Origin of the sequence: Thalassoglobus neptunius, from assembly GCF_007859735.1 — a bacterium.
Lineage (GTDB): Bacteria > Planctomycetota > Planctomycetia > Planctomycetales > Planctomycetaceae > Thalassoglobus > Thalassoglobus neptunius.
In genome coordinates this window covers 35,397-55,407 of the sequence record NZ_SIHI01000020.1, presented here as the reverse complement: position 1 = coordinate 55,407, position 20,011 = coordinate 35,397, and the positions used below count along the sequence as shown (strand labels likewise).

11 protein-coding genes are annotated in these 20,011 nt (G+C 51.9%); 9 read left to right on the top strand and 2 right to left on the bottom strand.

The genetic code is table 11. The features are described 5' to 3' along the window. Window positions 1-38 precede the first annotated feature (38 nt). From KOR42_RS19050 to KOR42_RS19020, 7 genes are all read left to right on the top strand, one after another. On the top strand, window positions 39-1,139 hold the full coding sequence (locus KOR42_RS19050) for a fatty acid desaturase family protein (RefSeq protein ID WP_146511433.1): 1,101 nt from the start codon (window positions 39-41) through the stop codon (window positions 1,137-1,139). A gap of 503 nt (window positions 1,140-1,642) precedes the next feature. Beyond that, window positions 1,643-1,966, top strand: a complete 324-nt coding sequence (trxA, locus tag KOR42_RS19045) for a thioredoxin (RefSeq protein ID WP_146511432.1) — start codon at window positions 1,643-1,645, stop codon at window positions 1,964-1,966. Window positions 1,967-2,340: 374 nt separating this feature from the next. Further along, entirely contained in the window at window positions 2,341-3,501 is a 1,161-nt protein-coding gene (msrA, locus tag KOR42_RS19040) for a peptide-methionine (S)-S-oxide reductase MsrA (protein ID WP_146511431.1), read from the top strand. Between the two features lie 218 nt (window positions 3,502-3,719). Beyond that, window positions 3,720-4,481: a TVP38/TMEM64 family protein gene (locus tag KOR42_RS19035; protein ID WP_146511430.1), complete on the top strand. Its 762-nt coding sequence runs from the start codon at window positions 3,720-3,722 to the stop codon at window positions 4,479-4,481. Between the two features lie 99 nt (window positions 4,482-4,580). Further along, window positions 4,581-6,098, top strand: coding sequence for a mercuric reductase (locus KOR42_RS19030; protein WP_146511429.1), 1,518 nt, complete (start codon window positions 4,581-4,583; stop codon window positions 6,096-6,098). Between the two features lie 168 nt (window positions 6,099-6,266). Continuing rightward, the gene (locus KOR42_RS19025; RefSeq protein WP_197441347.1) at window positions 6,267-6,878 is read left to right on the top strand and encodes an RNA polymerase sigma factor; all 612 of its coding nucleotides are present in this window, start codon (window positions 6,267-6,269) and stop codon (window positions 6,876-6,878) included. Between the two features lie 12 nt (window positions 6,879-6,890). Next, window positions 6,891-7,142 carry a hypothetical protein gene (locus KOR42_RS19020; protein ID WP_146511427.1) on the top strand — a complete coding sequence of 84 codons (252 nt, stop codon included), beginning with the start codon at window positions 6,891-6,893 and terminating at the stop codon, window positions 7,140-7,142. A gap of 198 nt (window positions 7,143-7,340) precedes the next feature. On the opposite strand, the gene KOR42_RS19015 is transcribed toward KOR42_RS19020, so the two are convergent. Continuing rightward, window positions 7,341-8,948, bottom strand: a complete 1,608-nt coding sequence (locus tag KOR42_RS19015) for an NAD(P)/FAD-dependent oxidoreductase (protein ID WP_146511426.1) — start codon at window positions 8,946-8,948, stop codon at window positions 7,341-7,343. Window positions 8,949-9,386: 438 nt separating this feature from the next. Between KOR42_RS19015 and KOR42_RS19010 the strand changes: the two genes are divergently transcribed. Continuing rightward, window positions 9,387-10,850: a hypothetical protein gene (locus tag KOR42_RS19010; RefSeq protein ID WP_146511425.1), complete on the top strand. Its 1,464-nt coding sequence runs from the start codon at window positions 9,387-9,389 to the stop codon at window positions 10,848-10,850. A 31-nt stretch (window positions 10,851-10,881) separates the two neighbouring features. Here KOR42_RS19010 and KOR42_RS19005 read toward each other — a convergent pair whose 3' ends face one another. Beyond that, window positions 10,882-12,273, bottom strand: coding sequence for a hypothetical protein (locus KOR42_RS19005; RefSeq protein WP_146511424.1), 1,392 nt, complete (start codon window positions 12,271-12,273; stop codon window positions 10,882-10,884). Between the two features lie 512 nt (window positions 12,274-12,785). Between KOR42_RS19005 and KOR42_RS19000 the strand changes: the two genes are divergently transcribed. Beyond that, entirely contained in the window at window positions 12,786-19,994 is a 7,209-nt protein-coding gene (locus KOR42_RS19000; RefSeq protein ID WP_146511423.1) for a hypothetical protein, read from the top strand. Window positions 19,995-20,011: the final 17 nt, after the last annotated feature.

The window sequence follows — 20,011 nt, the reverse complement described above, 5'->3', positions numbered from 1 at the left end:
AGGATGGTTTCGCGCGCCGCGCTGAAAGAGTCAGAGAGATGTCGAATCAAGCGATAGCAAAATTCATTGACAACCAATCGATTTTCTTCAACACCATTCCCAGATTTCTTCATGGAGTTCTGGGATCGCTGGCAATTTTCGGTCTGGCAGTTGGTTGGCCTTCGAATCACTGGTTTGTGGTGACGATCTGGACCTTGATCGCTTCTTACTCCTTTTTCTGCTGGACAAGTTGTTTTCACGAAGCTGCGCATCAAACGTTATGTGGATCGAAAGCTTTCAGCATTCTCGTGGGGCGCTTCATCGGAACAATGATTTTCGTTCCGTATCACGTCTACCGTGAGAGTCACATCCGTCACCATGCCTATCTCAACAAGCCCAGCGACTGGGAACTGTGGCCGTATTCCGACCCGAATTCGTCGTTGTGGTTTCGCCGGATTTTCTGTTGGCTGGAAATTCCGTTCGGGATTTTCACTTCGCCTTATGTTTACGCTCGGCTCTTCTTTCGGTCCGATTCGCCTCTGACGAATCCTGAAGTTCGTCGAAAGATTCGGAATGAGTATCTGCTAATCGCTGTCACCTGGACGTTGATCCTCGGGACAGTTGCTTTGACTTCGACCTGGATTCCGTTCCTCTTCGCGTGGGTCATTCCTCATGCGATTGCGGGAGTGTTTCAGACCTTTCGCAAGTTCACTGAGCATCTTGGAATGCAGAGCTATGATCCGCTGCTGGGGACACGGACTGTGATTGGTTCGAACGTCATCACTCGAGTCAGTTCGTACTTCAACTTCGATATTTTCGTGCATGGTCCTCACCATCGTCATCCGCGTTATCGACATGAAGCACTCTGTGAGCGGATGGACCAATATCAGGAGGAACACCCGGAACTGTCGTATCCTGTCTTCCAAAGCTATTGGGCGGCGATTGCGGATCTTGTTCCCTCAATGGTCTTCAACCCTGGTGTGGGAATGAATGCGGGAGCACCGGCACCAGCCGTTGAGAAATCGCATGACGTCAATGATTTCGTTCAAGACGTCGCTGCGGAAGTTCTCGGGCAGGAAGATGCTGTGGTCCCAGTCGAAAAACGCAGAGAGCTCTCTTCTCAAAGCGAACCAACTGAGTCGCCCGTCGCTGCTCATTGAGTTGTACGATTTGACAACTCTGCGAATCCTTCATTGATCCGTTTCAAAGTCGTGTGTGAGGACTTTAAACGATCCGGGAAATTGATTCGTGGGCTACTCTCTCGGTGGCATTCTGCTTTCCTGAGATTTCTGGCGTCGATTGCGCGGGAGCACTTCGCGAGTGATTGCTTGGCCAGCGAAGAACGATCTGTGCGCGGAATGTGTTCGATCGGCGAGTGCGAACCGAATGACTTTCTGTCGTTGCTGTGTTCGGAAATTTCTTTGCGGAGGTAAGAAGTGGTGTCGCGAGTGCGTCTGATATGAAGACGACAAGCAAACAGGACTTCATCGCTTGCTGAGAAATTCAAGCACTGTGATGCAGTCGTTCGTCTGGATCGTCGAGAGAGTTCGCGAGGTCCTGCTACGAGTGAGTCCGGTCTTCGTGAAAACCTACGAGACGAGCACAAAGAGCGATTTGCTCTGTACCTCAGCGAACAGAATTTGAACCAAATAAGGAGATGAATATGGCAACGCTTCATGTTAATGATCAAGACTTCGATACCACAGTTCTGAATGGTGACGCCCCTGTCCTCGTGGACTTCTGGGCTCCGTGGTGTGGTCCGTGCCGTGTGATGGGACCAGTTGTGGACGAAGTCGCAGAAGAAGTTTCAGGCCGAGCAAAAGTCGTCAAAGTGAATGTCGACAAAGCTCAGTCTTCAGCAGCCAAGTATGGAATTCAATCGATTCCATCATTTGTCGTCCTCAAGGGAGGAGAAGTCCAAGAGAAGTTCGTTGGTGTTGTCACCAAAGAAAAACTTCTTGAGACGTTGAAGCCTCACCTGAACTGAACAAAGTACTCACATCACACGAGACAGCGAGCTGAGGAGAGATCCTTGGCTCGCTTCTTTATTCAGTTCTGCACTCCGAATCATGAGCTTAAGACGGCGAAGGGTGAAGCTCGGGATGTCCTTGAAGAGTCGGCGTATGAACATCAAACTCAATTGTGAATCGGAAACTGCTTCGGCACGTGTTGAGCGGATCGATTTTGAAGAGTTTGACGTTCGAGTTTCGTTTTGAACGAACATCAACGAAGATAAGGAAGTGCCTTGTTTTCGTCTGTGTGTCGTGTGGAATTGACACACAGAGTGATATTGTGAGGACAGGCACGCAGAGTGTTTTCGAAAAAGGTGTTTCAAAGTCGTAAGGCAAGGATTCAAATATCATGCGACAAACTGTGACGGTTTTTCTTTGTCTGATTGTGTTACTTGTTGCCTGGGTCTCTTTGCAGCAACTGACTCGTCCCGTCCGGGCAAGTGCGACATTCGAAGCTGAAGAATCGGATCTCCAAACAGCGATCTTCGCGGGTGGGTGTTTCTGGTGTATGGAACCTCCTTTTGAAAAACTCTATGGAGTGATCTCTGCAGAGTCAGGCTATACCGGCGGATTCACTGAAAACCCGACTTACGAAGAAGTCTCTCATACAGAGACCGGTCATGTTGAAGCTGTCCGTGTGACATTTGATTCGAGCCGCATTCGCTATGAGGATTTGCTCGAAGTCTTCTGGAGAAATGTTGACCCAACCGATGAGAACGGTCAGTTCGTCGATCAGGGTTCTTCTTATGTCACCGGGATTTTTGTTGCCGACGAAAAGCAGCGCGCAGCTGCGGAAAAATCGAAGCAAGCACTCGAAGAGTCCGGGCGGTTCGATCGTCCAATTGTGACTCCGATTCGAGATGCGACCGAGTTTTATCTCGCGGAAGAATATCATCAGGATTACTACATCAAGAATCCACTCAAGTACAGTTACTATCGAGGACTCTCTGGACGCGACCAGTTTATCAACGCATTCTGGGGCGCCGATCGGGAGTATCATCCGGAGCGACTGGAAACCGATCCCGGGAACGGTCGCACGCTCAGCAGCAAGACTTACACACGACCTTCTCTGGACGAGATTCGCGAGAAGCTCACGCCTTTGCAGTTTGAAGTCACACAGCAGGAAGGCACGGAGCGTCCGTTTCAAAACGAATACTGGAACAACAAAGAACCGGGGATTTACGTCGACATCGTTTCTGGAGAACCGTTGTTCAGCTCACTCGACAAATTCAGATCAGGGACTGGCTGGCCATCATTCACTCGGCCACTCGTCGAAGAAAACGTTGTCGAGAAGACGGACTACAAATTGTTTCTTCCGCGAACGGAAGTCCGGTCGCTTTATGCTGACTCGCATCTCGGACACGTCTTTGATGACGGACCTGCACCCACCGGGCTGCGATATTGTTTGAATTCCGCTTCGCTGCGATTTATTCCGGTCGATGACCTCGAAAGTGAAGGGTATGCGGAGTTCGTTCCAATTTTCGAGGAAGCGAAATCGTTGGCGAAATGATCTGCGATGTGCTTCTTGAAATCGCTGGTCGATGCCTTCTGCGCTTGCCAATGCAGCCTTCATTGGAAGGACTGAGTTCTGGCGTGCGACAAAAAACGATGAAAATGGTTTAAAGCAAAGATGCCCTTGGGCGAGCGATGTACTTGTACGCTTCGTCTATTTCGCATCATAGAAGTGCGGCCGTCCGAGTCTTCACGGCGGCGCGCTGGTAATAAACGATGAACGAAGCCTCACGTGGAATCGCGTCAAATATTGTCATCAAAATCATTGTGGCGATCTCGGTGGTTCTTCTCATCGGTTTCCTGTCGATTCAGTTCGGACAGTATCTATCGCTTGAAGAGCTTGCGAAACAGGAATCGCGTCTGCAGGAGTTTCAGCAGCAACGACCGGCGGTTTTCGTCGGCCTGGCGTTTTTACTGTACGTGCTTGTCACCGGGCTCTCACTGCCGGGGGCGGCTGCGTTGACGATGGTTTACGGTTGGTACTTTGGTTTGCTTCCCGGAGTTCTTCTCGTGAGTTTCGCATCGACAACAGGAGCAACACTTGCGTTTACTTTGAGCCGCTACTTGTTTCGCGACGCAATCGAGCAGCGGTTTGGGAATCGTCTCGAAACGTTTCAAGAGAACTTGCAACGCGAAGGCGCCTTCTATCTGTTCACTCTCAGACTCATTCCGATTGTCCCGTTTTTCGTCATCAATGTCGTGATGGGACTGACACCGATGAAGGTCTGGACATTCTGGTGGGTCAGCCAGATTGGAATGTTGGCGGGGACGTTTCTGTATGTTTTCGCGGGAGCAAGTGTTCCCAGCATTCAGGACCTGGCGGAAAACGGCATCAATTCCGTCTTCTCGTCTGAGCAGCTCACGCAGATTGTCATTGCGATGGTGCTGTTGGGAGTCTTCCCGTTCCTCGCGAAGAAAACGCTCAACTGGTATCGGGGACGCAAAAAGACGTCTCCCGAATCAAGTCGCCCGGGATAGTGAGTGTTCGACGAATGAATTTCTGACCGACGAATCGCTCAGTTCTTGAATGAGACGATGGAATCCTCGCCAATCCATTTCAAACTCGCTGGATGACCGATGACAGCTATGACCTTGCAACCCTTCGATGAACACAACCAGAAACTGGCGTCCAACGTCCGACCTGATGACTGGAGCAATCCGACACCGTCCGGACGATACAACCTTGTTGTGATTGGGGCTGGGACAGCCGGATTGGTGACCGCTGCCGGAGCCGCTGGTCTGGGAGCAAAGGTTGCGCTGATTGAACGTGATCTCATGGGCGGAGATTGCCTGAACGTGGGCTGTGTTCCCTCGAAAGCACTGCTGAGTGCTGCTCGAACAGTCGCCACTGTCCGTGATGCTGGCAGGTTTGGTGTTGAAGTTCCCGGCGATGTGCAGGTGGAGTTTCAATCGGTCATGGAACGCATGCGCCGCCTGCGTGCGGAAATCAGTCCGCACGACTCAGCAGCACGGTTTCGCGATCTTGGAATCGATGTCTTCCTGGGGCAGGGGACCTTCACGTCTGAGGACTCGATTGAGGTCAATGGTCAGTCGCTGCAATTCAAACACGCCGTCGTCGCAACTGGAGCGAGAGCGTCGATGCCTCCAATTCCGGGAGTTGATGACGTCGATGTTCTGACAAATGAAACGGTCTTTTCTCTCACCGAATTGCCTTCAAGAATGGCAATCATTGGGGGCGGTCCCATTGGTTGCGAAATGGCTCAAGCGTTCGCGCGATTCGGAACGAAAGTCACTCTCATTGAAAAGTCCGCCCACATTCTGCCACGGGAAGAAACTGACGCGGCCATGGTCGTTCAAAGTTCGATGGAACGTGATCAGGTTCAATTCCTCTTCAACGCCAAAGTCGTTCGTTTCGAGAAACGAGGTAATGAAACAGTCACGTTTGTCGAGCAGGATGGAGAGACACAAGAAGTTGTCACCGATCGGGTACTGTTGGGAATTGGTCGGACACCAAATATTGATGGAATGGGATTGGAAGTTGCTGGAGTTGAATACGATTCCGGATCGGGTGTTCAAGTCGATGACCGATTGCGAACTACGAATCCGAAGATCTTTGCCGCGGGCGATGTCGCCTCACGTTTTCGCTTTACGCATGCGGCCGACTTCATGGCCCGGATCGTCATTCAAAATGCATTGTTCCTCGGGCGGAAGAAGGTCAGCTCTTTGGTGATCCCTTGGGCGACTTATACTTCTCCTGAAATCGCTCACGTTGGATTGACTCCGAAACAAGCGAGCGAACAAGGAATTCAGATCGATACCTTTACTCAACAATTCACTGGAGTTGATCGCGCCGTGCTCGAGGGGCAGTCGGAAGGGTTTGCCCGAGTCCACTTGAAACGTGGAACCGATCGAATTTTCGGAGCGACGATTGTTTCCGAACACGCTGGCGAAATGATCTCTGAAGTCAGTCTGGCGATGACGAACGGGCTTGGTCTCAAGAAAATCGGTGCGACGATTCATCCTTACCCCACTCAGACAGAAGCTGTTCGTAAGCTTGCAGACCAGTACAACCGCACACGACTTACTCCCTTCGTTGCGTCTCTGATGAAAAAGTGGTTGGAGTGGACGAGGTAGTCGTGCATTCTCCTCATGTGATTGTTTCTGCAGGTAAGAAACCGTTTTCTATCAACGTCTAAAGTGTGAAATGCGTGACAAATCTTCTCTTTGATGGAACTCGTCGGACCTTTGTGCAACACTTTGTGTGTGGAAGGATCAACTGAGTCGGGCAGAAGGAGATTTGTCGTGTCACCTGAACCAGATCGTGATGAATGGGTCACTCGCTTGCGCAGTGATTCAGATGATCGCGATGCCGCAATTGAAGAACTCAGGGGGATCATCCTGCGCGGCCTCTCCCGCTCATTGAACCATCGTTACGGAGGGTGCTTGCAGGCGGAAGATGTCGTCCAGGACGCGCTCCTGAAAATACTCGACTCACTCGACCGTTTTGAAGGAAGAAGCCGTTTTACAACCTGGGCAATGACTGTTGCGACTCGGGTTGGAATCAGCGAACTTCGTCGGAAGCATTGTCAGGATGTGTCGCTCGATTCGCTGAAGCCCGAGGACAGCATGAAGATCGAAGTTGAAGACGATGAAGAGGCTTCTCCCGCTCAGCGTATGGATCGAAAGTTCCTGACTCAAAGACTGAAAGACCTGATCTCCAGCGAACTCTCAGGCAAGCAGAAAATTGCTGTGCGAGCGTTGCTGGAAGGAATGCCTGTTGAAGAAATTGCATCACGAACGGGAAGTAACAGAAACGCCGTTTACAAACTGGTTCACGATGCTCGGTTGAAGCTTCGTGAAGGGTTCGAGCAAGCCGGAATCGTCGCTGACGATGTCACCACGATTTTCGCCTGAGGAATAATCCCAATGCCACTATCAGAAGAACAAATTGCCAAGCTGCTTGGGATGGTCGCTGCCAGTGAAGCGGATTGTATTGACTGCGATAAGTGCTTTGATCACTTGGCGGAGTTTGCGGAAGCAGAACTGACCCATCGCGAAATCCCTGACGCAATGAAACACATTCAAGTGCACCTCGAACAGTGTCCCTGTTGTCATGACGAATTCACCGCACTGATGACCGCACTGAGAACCCTTGAAGGGGAAGTCACTTCGGGGTGAACACTGTGTCCATTTGAAATAAGTGACAGGGCCAAGGCTAAGACTCATCGACGACAGTTTTTCTTAAGATCGAAATTGTCGCGATTCTTTGAACGGGCTGAGCATCCATCGAACGGGCCTTCGGTGATTTGCACGAGGCGACACAGCTTTCTTCCGAATCGATGAGTTCAAGGGTCTGCAGGCGATCAGGAAAATGGGTTAGCTGTCTGACGTCGGGGCAAAGCTTCTGACGATTTCTCTTGCACTCCGCAACCCATCAACAGCTGCACTGATAATCCCTCCAGCGTATCCGGCTCCTTCACCAACAGGGTACAGCCCAGCGCCTCCCGGGATCTGCCTCGTGACGCGATCTCTTTCGAATCGAACCGGAGCACTTCCACGCATTTCTGGACCGACGAGCGTGGCATCTTTGAGAAATGCTCCTCTCATTTTTTCGTTCATGATCGGCAATCCGTCTTCGATCCCTTTCAGAATGGAAGGAGGAAGGACTTGCCGAAGATCGCAGCTGATGGTTCCCCGTTCATACGACGACGGGAGATCGGTCGCTCCAACAGTTTGCCGACCTTTGAGGAAATCATCCGCTGTTTGAATGGGGCATTGGTACGCTCCTCCACCGATTTGAAAAGCGATTTCCTCATACTTGCGCTGAAGCTCCATTCCGGCGAGAGGGTGTGAGCTTCCGAACTCGTTGGGCTCAATGGTGACCATCAATCCACTGTTGGCGAATCTTGAATCGTGGCGCGACAGACTCATGCCGTTCGTGCAGAAGTAGCCCGGTTCGGAAACACTCGGGATGACATAACCCCCGGCGCACATGCAGAACGAATACAAATCTCGTCCCCCTTTCGCGACGATGGAATAATCAGCTGCGCCGAGGAGATCGAGATAGCGATCGTGCCCATATTTCCAGCGATTGACGTTCTCTTGTGGCTGTTCGATGCGCAAGCCCAGTTGAAAGGCTTTGGGCTGAATCGGAAGACCCGCTTCGTGGAGCATTTCGTAGGTGTCGCGTGCGCTATGTCCAATCGCCAGAATCAATTGATCGCACTGGATCGATCCACTCGATGTCTGAATGGAGTCGAGTTGACCATCGACGAGTTTGAAACCTTCGAGGCGGCACTGGAATCGATACTCTCCTCCCATCGATTCAATTTTCCGGCGATAGTTTCGACAGATCATCGGCAACTTGTTGCTGCCGAGGTGCGGACGATGTTCATAGCGAATCGATTCCTTTCCCCCGCAAGCGACGAAGGATTCGAGGACCCAGTCGACGTCTGGTCCTGACATGCGGCAGGTGAGTTTGCCATCCGAAAAAGCTCCGGCCCCGCCTTCTCCAAACAGGTAGTTGTTTTCGGGATCGTGTGCTGCGCCGTGGCGATCGAATGCTCGGATCTGCGGAACGCGCTCTTTGACTGCGACACCCCGCTCAATCAAAATCGGTCGATAGCCTTTCAACGCGAGATAGTACCCAGCCAACAGGCCGGCCGGACCGGTCCCAACGATGACAGGTCGGTGTTTCAGCGGTTTTGTCCCGCAGTCGGGATCATCAAACCGGCTCTCTTCAAAGACTTCTGCGTGTGTTTTCTCCAGAAGTTTTTTGCGTAGTTGTTCATCGTCAGGAAGATCGATTGCGACCGAATAAACGAAAACGAGGTTCTTTCGAGAGCGTGCGTCGAGGCTCTTCCGAAGAATTCGCCAGCCGGAGACGTCTTCTCGGCGGACTTTCAGGGCGCGAGTAATCGCTGCTCCCAATTGTTCCTCCGGGGCGTCAACGGGAAGTCTCAAATTCGTCAGTCGGAGTTTCATAAACGCAGCGTCAATCGTTGGAAAGAGGAGTGTTGATGTCAGTCGAGCGAGTGGCTTTGAAAGTGCAGATCCTCACTCGATGAATTTTCGCCACTGGCTTGGGGGGCACGCGAGTCGTCATGAGAAATGATTTCCAAACTGTGCTCGCCTGGAAGACAAAATAACTGATCCTGGCGAACGGTCTACTCTCATTGAACCGGTTCATCGTCGTGATTTCTGAGTATCATCCCCGCGCGGTTCGAATCGACCGCAATTTCTCCCCCAATTCAGAGGGTGTGGAGTATTGGTTCCTGCCAGTACTCTTTCTACGCTACGGGCGCTTGCAGCATTCATCGAAAGTCGCGAATTCAGGCGGGTGCAAACCAACCGTGGAAATGGTTTAATGAGTTTCAATCTCCTGTTTCGCAACGGAGAGTTTTGATTGGACTCGAATTGACTATGAAATTAAGCGTCATCGCTACTCATTCAGATGTCGTCCATGTCTTGCACGCTATCGACGACAGTGATCAGCTCACCATCGGAAGCTGTTGGACTCCTGATTCCTCGCTCCAAGTTTCCCTGAAGGGGACATTCCCCGCGCTGAAATGGGTCTCTGGATGGGACGAAATGCTCGCTGATTCCAGCCTCGATGCTGTTGTCGTTGTTGGGGCGAGCCCGGAAATTCTGGCGGCCGCCCGGCAGTTTCAGGTGATCGGGAAACCGGTCGTAATTCTGACTTCCGCTCTGAGAATCTCCGAGCTGTTCGACTACACAGCTTTGTGGCAAGAGTCCCCTGAGCTCATTCGCCCACTATTTGCTTCTGCGATCACTGAGTTCGTCCAAACCTCGCTGGACCGGTTTCGTTCTCTCAAGTTAGGGAAATTGTGGCGGGTCGAATTTGATCGCCAATTCGATCAATCGAACTTTCCAAACAGCGGATTTACGAAAGAGTGGGTTTCGGAAACTCTGGAGCAAGATCTGTCTGCACTTTCGGAAATCTGTCCGACGCCTGAACATGTGATGATGCTCGCCACTGGTCCCGACTCAGAACGACCTGTTGAAGTGACCGTCCGTCTGGTCGTCGAAGATGAGATCGAACTGAATTGGAGTTTGAAGAAATCAGCGAACCAAATGGCTCAGATCAAGTTGTCCGGGACTGATGGTGAAGTTGTTGGAGAGCGAAATTCTGACAACCAGATCACGATCGATGGGGGGCCAGCAGCTGATGGAACGATCACTCCCGAAGCTGATCCGGAGAGGACGATCGTCAACGAACTTCGTGTTCAGCTTGAAGAGCTTGCGAACGGAACCAACCAGCGGTCCTGGCAGAAGGTGATTCGCTACGGGGAGATTGGTGCGGCTGCTCAGAGGTCCCTCATCCGAGGACGCAAAGTGCCTCTTCATTTCGAAGAGACTTCGGAGCGGAACCAATTCAAGTCCCAAATGGCGGCGTTCGGTTGCGGAACTCTCTTGTGGACGATGTTCGGTGCAATTGGTCTATTGATTTTCGGTTCGGTGACGGACCCACGCGATCGAGAGTATATCGCCTCAAAGTCTGCCGGTTTCGTTCTTGAAAGCAACGACTTCACCGACGACTCTGCTTCGTTAACACCGAACGGGGAAGTGGAGCTTGAGAAGATTCGGTCGAATTGGACGTCGACGTCACCCGTTTTGATCATCGAGTCCGACGACCAACTTCCCGGAGACATTCTTGATCAGCGGAGATCTGAGGTCGTCGAGAGAATTGAAAACGACGGTCTTCGAAGCGTGGAATCGCGCGTCAGTGTGCGTTCGATTCCGGGAGCATGGTACGAGAACATGATGAAAGTTGGCTGGGTGCTCGTCTTTCTTCCTCTCGGTCTTGTTCTCGTCGCGCAATTGCTTCTCTTTGTCGCACGTCCGACGGAATCGTCGACCGATTGAATAAGCGACAAAGATTCCCCGCGACTGCTGCTTACCATTTCCATTCGCGAAAGTAAGCGTCGCTGTCAAACTCGCAACACGTCGGGCAGTCGCCGAGCGTCGGCATACATGTTCGCGGAGGGGTCACGATGAGCGTGTAAGGGAGGAAGACTGCGTCGGCATAGAAGCAAGCAGCCGACTTGACTGTTGTGAAGCAACCGCAACCGATTCCGCAGCGTTCGAGATTGGGATCTTCGAAATAGAGCGGATTGTGAGTAAAGCAATAGGTGTTGCGGGGCGGATGGACTGCCGAAAAAGTTGGGCCAACGAAATACGCCGGGGAGAGCGGGCGCGTTGCGGTGGCGAGATACGCTTCCGTCTTCAGTCGTGATTCCGGATTGCTTTGAGGTGTTGTGAAATCAGCAATGTCTTTCGGAGGTTCCGTGCTGGGACCTTCAAGATCGATGTCGGTGACCGGTGCGAAGAGATTCGACAATCGATAACGGGCTTCGTCTTCTTCGAGAGTTTGAAGTTTCTCGCTGTCCTCGGGAGTCGGAGGGACTGCCGGAGGATTGTAGGCTTGAGCAACGACTTCCACTTCTTCGTCAACGTCTACTGAAGCTGCAGGTACGGGAGAAACGGGAGATTCGTTGATGAGGATTTCCGGTTCGGGGATCGATGGCACGTCGATTTCTTCGAAGGGAAGTGCTGTCGACTGAACGTTCGTTTCCGCTTTGCTCGGGACGACGACACGGGTTTCGTCGGTGATGCTTCCATCCTCGACGAGTTCTTTGAGTTCATCCAGAAAAACCAGGGAACCTTTCATCTGCGAAGGGGAAGTCTCTGGAACTGTCATCGATTCGATCAAGTGCCCGCTCAGCTTGATGGGCTGAGTCGCCACCGGGGCAGACTCAGCGCGAATCAATCCGTGAAGCTCGCCAAGATAACTCTGTGTTTGAGTTGAGTCGGTCACGACGTTGCTGAGCGGACTGTTGCGATGAATCGTGGGGTACCAGTCGTTGTTCTGTCGCAGCAGGCGATCCACATCTTCGTTGATTTCTTCTTCGTCTGACTGAACTCTCACTTGAACGGGAGTCCATTCAATTGGTGGCGTTGAGAATCGTTCTGCGGCCGAGCGAATTTCCGGGAGGCGATCTGCTTTGCTTGTTTCCAGGGAACTGGAGAGATCGGCACTCACTTTGACGGTGCGCCCCGGATCAGTCGATGTCCATCCTGTGTGAGGAGCGGATGGTTCGATTTGGGTGTCAGCGACCTTTCGCCGCTCCCGGATAATGGGAGAGTTTTGATCTGACGACTGGGCTTCTTTCTGGCCCTTCTCCGGATTGTATGCAGTCCATTCGGCATGACCGCAACTTGTGAGCCCCAGCGTGAGCACCACAATTGTGGAGAATGAAAGAAATTGATGTGGTATGACAATGTCCATTTCAGACTCCGTTCTGAACGTGACCCGTGGATGGAGAAGTTGAAGAAATGCGCAACTCCTCACAATCGTCAAATCGGTCACTCTGTACGGTTGACCCGGAGAAACTCGGCATTCCGATTTGACTTTCGGAAAAGAGACGAGCAAAACCCGCTTAAACATCGTAAATTATCTAATCGGAACTTCCGTCAAAGATTGGTTGAAATCGTTCCTCGGGTAGCAGATGTGTCGATTCTGTGAATATGAGGTGATTTCCAGTCAGGCAATTTGTGAGGGCGTCGACTACTCCCGTTCGCTCTCTACGGATTTTCCGTCCTTCAGAATCTGTTCAGAACTTTAGAGTCAATGTTTCGTGCGAAAATCGATGACGATCGAAATTGGGAACGCACCCTGATGACTCGTTCTGCGATAATGGAATTCTGAGAGGAAGAAGTTCGAGAGCCAAACACTGTGGAACGGTTCACAACGATCTGGAGTCATTCGCAAAGCGATCACGGACCCAAGGGCAGTTATTCATGTCAGACAACTGGTTTACAAACCTCGTGCGGACTTGCTTTGGGACAAAAACACCCTCCGCTCAGACCCGGAAGAAACTTGGGCTGAAGAAGCTGGAAGATCGCCGACTTCTGAATGCTGACTTCACGTTGATGGGTGGCACGGAGTTGATCCTCTCGAACTTCGGGGGAGATGTCACACAGTTGCAGATCACTCAAGGGACTGCTGACCTCGATCCCGATGCAATGGGAACGAACAACGAGGATGTTTACTTCTTTAATCTTGATGGTGAGACCTGGAACAATCTGGGTGGACTCGCCGACGACCAGTTCGAGATTCTTTCAGGTGGCTCGGACGACCGTATTCTCGCAGTCGCTGTGGATGCGTTCACAAGTCTTTCCATCAACGACACGAGTGGCGGGGTGGATGTCGCTGTCGTTTTCGGTGGAGATGATTCTGGAACGAACCGCGACGGCGATACGTTGATTCTGACGTCGCCTGAAGGAATTCAAAACGTCACGGTCACGGATGTCGGGACGATCACGCACGCCGGACAAACCAAAATCACTGAACTCGATGTCGTCAACGCAGAGAGCGTCACCTTTAGTGGGCGCGTCCAGATGGATCTCGATGCGTTCTCTGCGACGACGCGCGCACACGTGGATGTTATTGACACCGACTTCGGAGATTTGGAAACGCCGGGAATTGAAATGACCGGGATCAAGACGGACATCGATCATGGATTCGCCGCTTCCACCGATGGCGATGGTGATATCACCATTCGAACGAATCGCGGAATTCGTGTGACCGGCACCGTGGAAGCCGTTGATGATATGGACGTTCCACAAAACGAGGTTCGCCTGCTGTCGGCGGGAGACATCACGCTGGAAGGAGAGGTGACCGGTTCCACTGTTGCTTTAGTCGGGAATGGGAACATCACTCAGAATGACATGGGAGTGATCACCGCCAACGGGCTGCTTGTTGAGCAGAATGATGATGGTGGGCCATTTAATGTTGATCTCTGTGCTGATAACGTCGTCGACACATTTGCGGGAGTTAACTACTCGGAAGAAGGCGCGATCAACTTTCATAGTACCCAAGACTTGACGATCGGCGACGTCTACTACTTCGGAGATATCGGGGTGACCGGCGTCACCACTTACGACGGCACGATCGGTCTTCACTCCGATGGAGATCTGACCGTTGTTGACCTACAGAATGCTTTTCTCGTGAATTCGAACGGCGGAAGCCTCGCTTTCATTGCGGGCGGCAGCTTCGACATTCCGCAAGAGTTCGTGCTTGGTATGGATCGAGAGATTTATATCGAAGTGGGTGAGGATCTTGACGTTGATTACTATCTGGAAGCAGGCACAGTTCGACTTGTTGCGAATGGTGAAATCACTCAGTCGAGTCTCATCACAGCGACGAATCTTGGTGTTCGACAGGAGTCGACAGATCCTGATTTGGACATCACATTGATCGGCGACAATGCTGTCACCAATTTCGCCGCCTTCAATGCGTCTTCACAGGGAATGGTGACCTTCAAATCGATCAATGATTTGACCATTTCGACGGTCGCAACCGGAGTGGGGAAATTCTCCGAATTTGAAACCACAACGGGAATTCAAACAACCAACGGTGACGTCACGCTTCTGGTGAACAATGGCGAATATGAGACACTGACCATTGATTCACCGATTGTGGCTGGTTCGGGCGTCGTCCGAATGATTGCGAACGGAGAGATCTCCCAATCTGAAACGGGACTCATTTCGGCCAGTGCAGTCGGCGTCCGCCAGATTCACTCCGGGACGGATGATGTTGATATCCAACTCTGCGAAGACAATGTTGTCGGTGTTTTCGCGGCGGAAAATATGTCTTCGGGAGGACAGGTGACATTTCGAAGTGTCATCGATCTCACCGTCGGAGCGGTGACTGGAAAAATGGTGTCGATGGATGAAACGAGTGTCGACTTCGCAGCGACGTCGGGAGTCAGAACTGCAAATGGCAACATCGGCCTTGAAAGCGCGATGGATCTGACGATCACTCACATCATTCAGCCAGGAAACGGGCCAGACGGCGACATCGTTCTCGATTCGGGAGCAACTCTTGAAATCAACGTTGCGCTCGTTACTGCAGGGGATGTTCTACTCGATGCAGAGAATGACCTTGAACTAACCCAAACGATTAACGCAGACAACGTGCGTATCAAAGGGGCCGGGGATATTACCCAGACAATGACTGGGATTATCACGGCTTACGGGCTGGGCGTGATTGCGACCGGTGGCGATGTCACGCTGTGTGAAGACAACATGGTGACCACGTTCGCTGCTTCAAACACCCATGCAGGCGGCGAGATTGATTTTTACAGTGATCGCGGACTGACGATCACAGACGTCGATGCGCAAGCATTTACAAAGAATGTCCAATTCGGCGCGCTGTCGGGAGTGACGAGCAATTCTGGTGATATCGTCGTTGCCTCCGCCAGCTATCTGGAGAATTATTCGGTCGTCGATTCCAACGGCGGTGACATCCTTCTGCATGGGGATTCGTCGGTCTTTCTGGGAGCACGCGTTGAGTCGAATGCCGGGACTGTTCGCCTTCTCGCCAACGATTTTATTGGACAGTCAGAATCAGGTATCGTTGTCGGAGAAGCTCTTGGAGTACGGCTCGAAGCGAGTTACTCGGGGAATCACCTCACTCTTTTCGCGGACAACCGGGTTAATCAGTTCGCAGCGTTTAATGCCTCCGATGGAGGAATGATTACCTATAACAACGCGACGGCGCTCACAATCGCGACGGTCTCCGCAGGAACAGGGAAAGCTGCTGCATTCGCGACCACGACTGGTGTTCAAACAACGTCGGTCGATCAATCGACGAATGATATTACCATTCGAGTTACCGGTCAGAATGCGATGGGCGACAGCTTGCTGGTTAACCAAGTGATCTCAGTCGGTGATTCCAATGATCTCGCCGATGTCCGACTTGTCGCCAATGGGAGCATTCGACAGGACAGCGTTGGTGTCATCACTGCCAATGAACTGGGAGTTCGACAGGTTAACACCGGCGATGACTTTGTGATTTTCCTGTGCGAAGAGAATGTCGTCGATCTGTTTGCGGCTGAAAACCTCTCGAATTCTTCTTTCACCGGAGCGAATCCCGAAGCGTTCATCAGTTTTCACAGCGTTGAAGATTTGACTACCGGAACGGTTGGAGAAAAGATCATCGGCGACGAGCAGTCGCTCTTTGTGTTTGAGTCGTTGACGGGCATTACGACTGACGCCAATGACATGACCAACGGAGGAAAAATCGAACTTCAATCGGATCAGAATCTGGTTTTCCCTGACATGTCGCTCATTAACTCTCATGGGGGAAGTCTCGCCTTCATCGCGGGGAATACATTTGATCTCAACACTTCGATCAGCATTCCCAATAGCGACTTGTATATTAACGTCGGAACCGGTTTTAAAGTCGAGCACGCCCTCACTGCGGATACAATCCGAATCGTCGCGGACGGAGCGATCTCGCAGTCAGAAACGGGAATCCTTACCGCGAACACGCTTGGTGTCCGCCAGGAGAGTACCGTCGTCGACGATGTGGATGTACTTCTGACGCTCAGCACCAACGCGGTCCATGAATTCGCTGCATTCAATGCTTCAATTGGTGGAGAAATTGCCTTCAATACGAGTGAGTCGCTGACCGTTGTGACTGTCGGGCCGGGCGCTCAGAAGTTTGGAACGTTTCTTGAAACGAATGGTGTTGTTTCGTCAGGGACCAGTCAAAACGTTGGGAACAACATTACTCTGCAGGCGACGGATGGAGACGCGTTTACTGTCGAGAGCTTGACGATTGACGCACAGGTGAATTCCGGTTTGGCAGATACCCGGCTGATTGCACATGGCGACATTTTGCAGGACAGCGGCGTGATCACTGCCAACCAACTTGGTGTCAGACAGGAACTTATCTTCAACGAGGATGAAGGGGCTACTTATGACATCGAACTCGTTGGGAACAATGAGGTCGATGAGTTCGCCGCTGACAATGCATACGAAGATGGAATGATTTCATTCCGATCGACTCGCGATTTAACGATTGGAAGCGTCGGTCCATGGACGGTCATCAGCGAATGTAATGACGACACGATTAACTTTGCTGATACCCGTGGAGTGACGAGCACTTCCGGTGTTCTCGGCGGGAATGACATCACACTTGCCTCAGAAGCAAGCCTCTCCGTCGAGCAGGAAGTTTCGGTCGGTGACGAGTTTGACGAAGCCGATGTGCGACTGATCGCTCGCGGCAATATCTCTCAAACTGCATCCGGTGTGATTACCGCCCAGCAACTTGGTGTGCAACAAATCGATGACGTGTTGAACGTCAACATCGAGCTCTGTGAGGATAACGTCGTCAATGAATTTTCGGCTCTTAATCAGTCTGTCGGGGGATTCATCGGATTTCATTCGATCACCGATTTGACAATTAATTCCATCGCAGCGAAGCAATTGTCGACATTGACTCCCACGTTGACCTTCACGCAGGTGGATGGAGTGACGTCGATCGACGGAGACATTGAGGTGACGACCTCTCTGGGTCGAACGTTGACTGTCGATTCAGGAGTCCGTTCCAACAGCGGTAATGTTTACCTCGGAAGTGGCAGTTCGCTGGAACTTAACGATCAGATCCTGGCAGGTTCCGGGACCGTTCGATTGCTTGCCAATGGGGGGATCTCGCAATCGTCTCCCGGAACGATCGTCGCTCAGAATCTTGGCGTTCGTCAGGTTTCTGCGACTACCGAAACAGATGTTGAGTTGGGATTCGAGAACGCCGTCGGTGAGTTCGCAGCTTGGAACGATTCGGATGGCGGGATGATCATTTTCCGCAATAGCACGAGTCTGGCAATTGGCGATGTGGCTGCGGGGACCGGGCTCAAGTCTTCCGATTTCGATTCGACCGTTGGTGTCACATCGACTCTGACGTCAGGGGCTCAGGCGAATCGTGATGATGACGTCGATGGGATTCTCGAAGTCGACGATACGATTAACGGAGACATCTTGATTGATGTGTCGGGATCTCTTGTTATCAATGAAGCGATTCATGCTGGGATCGGCGGATCGAGCGACGGAAGTGCGGACATTCGGTTGACGACCACCGGAGGGATTTCGCAAACAGGGAATGGAATTCTGATTGCGAATGAATTGGGAGTCGACCAGACGAGTGGAACTTCCAATCTCGACATTGAGCTGACACTCGAAAATCGAGTCGACGAGATTTCGATGGAGAATGAATCGAGTGAAGGAGCGATTCGCTTCAACAACTTCAACGATGGGGGGCTGGGAAATACTGCGGATCAGTTGAACGTGAATTTTGTCAGTGATCTGGAAACCGAACAAAACGCTCAGTTCTCGCGAGTCAATGGAATTCGCGCCAACGGTGGTGAGATTGTCATTGAGGCTGGCGGCAATCTGAATGTCGTCGGGTTTACCGATCCGATGCTGGGGAATTCGTTCCGGAGAGATATTGTCTCTTCCCAATCGGTCGATGGGGAACGGATCGTTCTGAGAGCAGTCGATGGAAACATCTCATTAGGGGCCAACGTTAACATCTCAACCGATGGAAATTTGGCTGCTGGTACCTCGGTCGATACAACGAACGATTCTCTGTTGATTGAAGCGGATTCCAACAACGACAGCGTTGATAGTGCGCTCGATGGCTCCTTTATCGTTTCCGAGGGTGTTGTGCTCAGAACCGACGGTGGTGTGGCAACAACATTCGGTCCGCGTCCTCATGCTGATAACGCCGCGTTCTTCAATGACTTAATCCGCGAGTTCAATTTCGAAACGCTCCCGGTGCCGAATTTCTTTCTCACTTCGTTCAGTCTGATGATCGGAGCAGGTGATCCGGATGGCCCTGGCGGTCCGCTCGTTGCTGAAGAGAACTTGCGAATCAGCATTCGCTGGAACGATCCCCAAAATGATGCCACTGGAGACCTGGACGAAGCAGCGAATACCTTGAACAACCAACGCAACTCACGAGACTTCTTCAATGAAGTGACGTCCGATGCCGATATTGTGCCTTCCCCTGATCCGACTTCGAACGAGTTTATGCTTGTTCCGATGGGGGGCGAGATTCACGAGTTTGGCCACATTTACTCCCAGTTCGATGTGAACAGCTTCATTCTCGGAGACAATACGAATGAAGTTCCGGCCGACTTCGGTGTTTCTCATCACGAGTCGATTGTTGTGAATGGTCGGAGCGTTCAACAGAATGATGTCGGGCCAATTGATGTCGGAGAACTCCCGGAAGTGCCTGATCCGGTCGATCCCCGCGAGAATCTCGGCAATCTCAGTCGGACCGGGGATGATGTGAATTTCAATTCTGACAGGTTCCAGAATGGTCGAATTGTCTTCCAGATTCCTGTGCCAGCTCGCGTTTTTGTCGCAGCTGAGCCGGAACCGCCACCGACTGCACTTGCCCCGCAGCCGGCATTCGAGCCCATCGAAGTCGAAGAAGTTCTTGCAGCGAGTCCTTTGATTCCGAGTTATCCGTCGCGGACCAGTGTTTCGACTCAATCGTTTGACTTCTTCGAGCTTCGCAGGGAAGGAGTCGACGAACCGATCATCGACTTTATCTCCGAAGACCAGGGAGACTCGCTTCTCGACCCGGACCAACTCCGTGAGTTTATCCGCGAGAAAGGGATCGGCGATGAAGTTGGATACGAGCTTTGGCTGATTACCAGTAAGCAGAAAAACGGAGAACCGATTCGAATCGAGCGGATCATTCTGAAGTTCGACATCATCGATGAAGAACCAATTCCGGCCGTTGATGCTCTCGAAGGGGAATTCCCTGCATTGCGTCTTGTGCCCGTCGACTCGGAAGGCAACGCCATCGATGAGCAACCCGTAGAGTTGGAAGCTCAGGATGGAGCGATCGAGGAACTGGACCCGTCCGTAATCGGTCCAGACGATCAGGAAGAGCCACCCATGGAGAGTGAGGAGATGGCTCTCTCTGAACCGGGGACAGAGTCGGCAACTCGGACACAGCGAAGCCGGGAGACCAACGAGTTGGATGAGAAATCCGGATCGGTCATCTCGCCATTGACGTCGTCAGTCACAGCAACGCTCGTTGTGACTGCTGCAAATCGTCGTGCCTCCTCAGATTCAACGAATCCCGGAACGGAACGTGCCGCGGGCAGTCGGCTTCTGAATCGATTATTCAGCAAGCGTCACCGCTCCTGAGAGACAGCTTCCATCAG